Genomic DNA, 4,558 nt, shown 5'->3' on the forward strand with positions numbered 1-4,558 from the left:
AAAAGGAAGCACGTGAAGCCGAGGCTAAAATGTTAGTTGAAACAGAAACTAACTCAAGCTTAACATTTGTGCAAGTTGCGGATAGTTATTTTGATTGGTATTCTCAGAGGAGAAAACAATCTTCGATTAATACCATAAAGAATGCAATTTATAATCATTTACTAAAGGAATTTGGTAAAATGAAAATTGATTGCATTACAGCTAAACATGTAATGCATTATCAAAATAAAAATATAAACAATTACTCAGCTGACACTTTAAAATTAATTCATACTGTACTATCTTCCATATTCAATTTTGCAATAAAGTTCCATGGTCTAACAAGTAATCCTGCACGCATCGCAGGTAATTTTGAGAAGGAATCAAATAAACGAATGAATTTTTGGGAATTTGATGAGTTCCAAAAATTTATCGATACTGTAGACAGCCTACTTTATGATGTATTTTTTTCTACCCTTTATTACAGTGGTGCTAGAAAAGGCGAACTGTTAGCTCTAACATGGGAGGATGTTAATTTTACCGAAAAAACAATTCGCATCAACAAAACTGAGTATAATCGCCAAATCACAAAACCAAAAACAAAAGCATCAAATAGAACTATTCTGTTACCCACTCTGGTCATCGACTTATTGAAAAAATTAAAAGAACATGCTACATTAACAGCACCAGTTAAAAATGATTATGTGGTTTTTGGTGAGTTTTATAATAGCATCGCTACCACAACACTAGATGAACGATACAATAAATATGTGGTCACTGCTGGGGTAAAAAGAATTTTACTTCACGAATTCAGACATTCACATGCATCGTATTTAATAAACAAAGGCGTCAGTCCACTTATAGTAGCCCAACGCCTAGGTCATTCAGATATAGCAACAACGTTAAATACTTATAGCCACTTATATCCATCAAAACAGACAGAAGCCCTCGCCTTCATGGAAAAGGATTTGGAGAAAAAGTTACCAAAACGTTACCAGGGTATCTAAAGACCTTGGTACTGCAACTTCAGGGTATACTTCTATATTAACTCCAGCATCTATCTCTAATCTCGATTCTTTATTTTGCTCTACCTTCGCTTTATATGCATGAGCACGGTTCATAAGACCTTTCGGAGTTAGGCAAGATAGTATCCACGTTAATTCTAAAATCTCCGGTATTTCTGTTTGTCGATAAAAAATAACGTCTTCGCTAAGTCCAAGTGATAACCAAGTAGCTGCTACCTCTTTCGTGTAACTACTGAACTTTGCTGGATCATGCACTGCATTTAACGCATGATAATCTGCTATGAAATATAACGCTTTTCCTTCTTTGTTTTTTGACATTTGTAATGCAGGTTTAATCGCACCAATATAATTGCCTAAATGCGGGTAACCTGTTGGTTTAATTCCTGTTAACATAATTTTCTCGCTCATCCTAACTCCTCCTTTCTCAAAATAAAAAACAAAAAGAGCCTCTCATCCTTAAAAAAAGGACGAGAGACTCCCGCGGTACCACCTTTATTAGCTATCATTAGCTCACTTCATACTTCGATAACGTGAAGTAACCGTCTTTACCTACTCATTTCAGTTAGAAGCTCCAGAGCCCATTCCATATTCATCCCTTACTGATTCCCACCACATATCAGCTCTCTGAAAAGTTTTGAACATGTACTCTTCTCTTTCATTGCTTTTTCGTTTTTTACAGTTTATCACATTCCCTTTCCAATTAAACCCTAATTTCCTGTTTTATATAGCAGGAATTTCCACCTTAATTGTCTAATAGTATATAGGTTTGCAGAAATACTCGAAACAACTTTGGAGGTTTTTTCATGGTAAAATATATATCCATTTTAGGTTCAACAGGATCCATTGGCACATCTGCATTAGATGTCGTTTCCGCTCATCCTGAACATTTTAAAATCGTCGGTTTAACCGCGAATTATAATATCGATCTTCTCGAAAAACAAATCGAATCGTTTCAGCCTCGTATTGTAAGCGTAGCGACAAAAGAATTAGCGGATACATTACGTTCTCGTATTTCAACAAATACAAAAATTACATATGGAACTGATGGTTTACTTGAAGTATCTACCCATCCTGATACAAATCTTGTATTAAGTTCAGTTGTCGGTGTTTCAGGTTTACTCCCAACAATTGAAGCATTAAAGGCGAAGAAAGATATCGCTATCGCTAACAAAGAAACTTTAGTTGCAGCTGGACATATTGTCACCGAACTAGCGAAACAAAACGGATGCCGCCTAATTCCAGTTGATAGTGAACATTCAGCCATTTTCCAATGTTTAAATGGGGAAAATAATAAGGAAATCGAAAAATTAATTGTTACAGCTTCTGGCGGCGCTTTTCGTGATAAAACACGTGAAGAAATGAAAACATTACAAGCGAAGGATGCTTTAAAACACCCAAACTGGTTAATGGGCGCAAAACTAACGATAGATTCTGCCACGTTAATGAATAAAGGGTTTGAAGTGATGGAAGCTAAGTGGCTATTCGATATTCCTTATGAAAAAATTGATGTTATGATTCATAAAGAAAGTATCATTCACTCTTTAGTGGAATTTATTGATGGATCAGTCATGGCACAGCTCGGTGCTCCTGATATGAGAATGCCGATTCAATATGCGTTTCACTACCCTACTCGACTACCTTCATCCTATGAAAAATTAAATTTATTAGAAATTGGTAGTTTGCATTTTGAAAAACCAAATTTAGAGAAGTTCCCCTGTCTACAATATGCATTTGAATGTGGAAAAATTGGCGGTACAACTCCAGCCGTATTAAATGCAGCGAACGAAATTGCAAATGCACTATTTCTTAAAAATGAAATTGCATTTTTCGATATCGAAAAAACAATTTACAATACAGTTGAAGCTCATCATAACGTAAAAGATCCTTCACTCGATGATATATTAGAAGCTGATCAATGGGCACGCCAATACGCAAATCAATTGTTAATGAAAAAGAGCTAAAACAGGTTTCTCTGTTTTAGCTCTTTTTTCACGTATTCAACTTCACAAATCTATAACCGTGCGTAACTAAAACTTTTAATATCGCATACCCTGGAATTGCTAAAATAATCCCCATAATTCCAAATAAATTTCCCGCAGTTAAAATGATAAATATAATAGTAATCGGGTGAATATCTAACTTTTTCCCCATGACTTGCGGAGAAATAAATTTACCTTCTGCTAATTGTACAATCATCATAACGATAATTACTTTTAACACCATTGATGGCGAGTCGATAAATGCGATAATTAAAGCTGGTGTAATTGCAATGATTGGTCCTACGTACGGAACGATATTTACAATCATCGCTAAAATAGCAAGTAGTACCGCATATTTAATACCAATAATAAGATAACCGATCAATAGCATAATACCGATAAATAAACTAACAATAATTTGTCCTCTAATATACGAACTAATCGCATAATGCATATCATCTAGTATTCTCTTCGCAGCTGGTTGTCTTTGCTCAGATATAAACTTTAAAAAATGATTCGGTAATTGCTCACCATCTTTTAAAAGATAGAACAAAATAAACGGAACCATTACAAATGTTAAAACAACTCCAGTAATTGTACTTAAAAATCCAGTTACATTTCCTGTTACTGATGATAATGATTTTGTAAAGTTCATTGTAGAATCTTTTACGATATTAGCAAAATCAATATTTAAATTTTCCTGCATTCTACCAATTACATTACTTTCTCCAAATTTACGTGCTGCCCTTTCGATTTCATGCCCGAAATATGGCAAGTTATCTATTAAAGCATTTACTTGATCTTTAATAATTGGAATAACCGTGACCGCAAGAAAAACAAATAATCCAAGAACAATTATATATATCGAGGCAATTGACACAATTCTCGACACACCTTTTCTTTCTAAAAGAGAAACGAATGGATGCAATATATAAAATAGTACTCCCGCTAATAATACTGGGAAAAAGATTGTTTTTAAAAATACGACGAACGGTGTAAAGACGAATGATATTTTTGTAAGTAATAATATATTTACAAACAGCAACGCGAATCCAAGTAGTACAGCTAAATAATTTTGTTCTTTAAAAAACTTTTTCAACTTATCTCTTTTTCTTATATTTACTTTCTCCAAATGTACCACCTCTCTAATTAGGAAAAGCCCTAAAAGGGCTTTATAAAACAATCAGTAATAGCCTTTATTTTCTTGCAGCTTTTACTACAAATGATACAATAAGAATTAACACAATTGCACCTAATAATGCTGGTACGACATGAATCCCACCAAACGATGGCCCAAAAGATCCAAATAATCTACTACCTAACCAAGCTCCTAGTAAACCAGCAATTATATTTCCAAACATACCAGCTGGAAAATTTTTACCCGTTATAGAACTAGCAATTATACCTATAATAGCACCAACTATTAATGTAATAATCCATCCCATTTTTAGTCCCTCATTTCTATTATAGTTTGTATTATCAAATACAAGAGTAGCTAAACTCTTATATAAGATTACGCATTTATCTACGCTAACCATATCCTACTATAGAAATATACCTACGAACATTTTATGT

The 4,558-nt window shown here is 33.9% G+C and carries 4 protein-coding genes, 1 pseudogene and 1 other annotated feature; of the genes and pseudogenes, 2 read left to right on the plus strand and 3 right to left on the minus strand.

Going from position 1 to position 4,558, the window contains the following annotated elements; all coding sequences use genetic code 11:
• Positions 1–986 (plus strand): tyrosine-type recombinase/integrase (locus AB3X49_RS18185; protein WP_367963831.1); only part of this gene is annotated, 986 nt, incomplete at its 5' end.
• A gap of 24 nt (positions 987–1,010) precedes the next feature.
• Here AB3X49_RS18185 and AB3X49_RS18190 read toward each other — a convergent pair.
• Positions 1,011–1,412, minus strand: a pseudogene (locus AB3X49_RS18190) (nucleotidyl transferase family protein); the annotation flags it as partial.
• Between the two features lie 52 nt (positions 1,413–1,464).
• Positions 1,465–1,672: a binding site (T-box leader), on the minus strand.
• A 135-nt stretch (positions 1,673–1,807) separates the two neighbouring features.
• Here AB3X49_RS18190 and AB3X49_RS18195 point away from each other — a divergent pair.
• Positions 1,808–2,965, plus strand: coding sequence for a 1-deoxy-D-xylulose-5-phosphate reductoisomerase (locus AB3X49_RS18195; protein WP_002084398.1), 1,158 nt, complete (start codon positions 1,808–1,810; stop codon positions 2,963–2,965).
• A gap of 28 nt (positions 2,966–2,993) precedes the next feature.
• Here the strand turns inward: AB3X49_RS18195 and AB3X49_RS18200 are convergent, their stop codons facing one another.
• A complete protein-coding gene (locus AB3X49_RS18200) occupies positions 2,994–4,115 on the minus strand; it encodes an AI-2E family transporter (protein ID WP_367963834.1) in 1,122 nt (373 codons plus the stop codon).
• 64 nt (positions 4,116–4,179) lie between these two features.
• A complete protein-coding gene (locus AB3X49_RS18205) occupies positions 4,180–4,428 on the minus strand; it encodes a GlsB/YeaQ/YmgE family stress response membrane protein (RefSeq protein WP_002033357.1) in 249 nt (82 codons plus the stop codon).
• Between the last annotated feature and the right edge of the window lie 130 nt (positions 4,429–4,558).

Origin of the sequence: Bacillus sp. C30 (genome assembly GCF_040838255.1) — a bacterium.
GTDB classification, from domain to species: Bacteria; Bacillota; Bacilli; order Bacillales; family Bacillaceae_G; genus Bacillus_A; species Bacillus_A mycoides.

Bases quoted from the DNA above. Each gene is read 5' to 3' on its own strand.
- AB3X49_RS18195 (WP_002084398.1), top strand. From the start codon at position 1,808: ATGGTAAAATATATATCCATTTTAGGTTCAACAGGATCCATTGGCACA.
- AB3X49_RS18205 (WP_002033357.1), bottom strand. From the start codon at position 4,428: ATGGGATGGATTATTACATTAATAGTTGGTGCTATTATAGGTATAATT.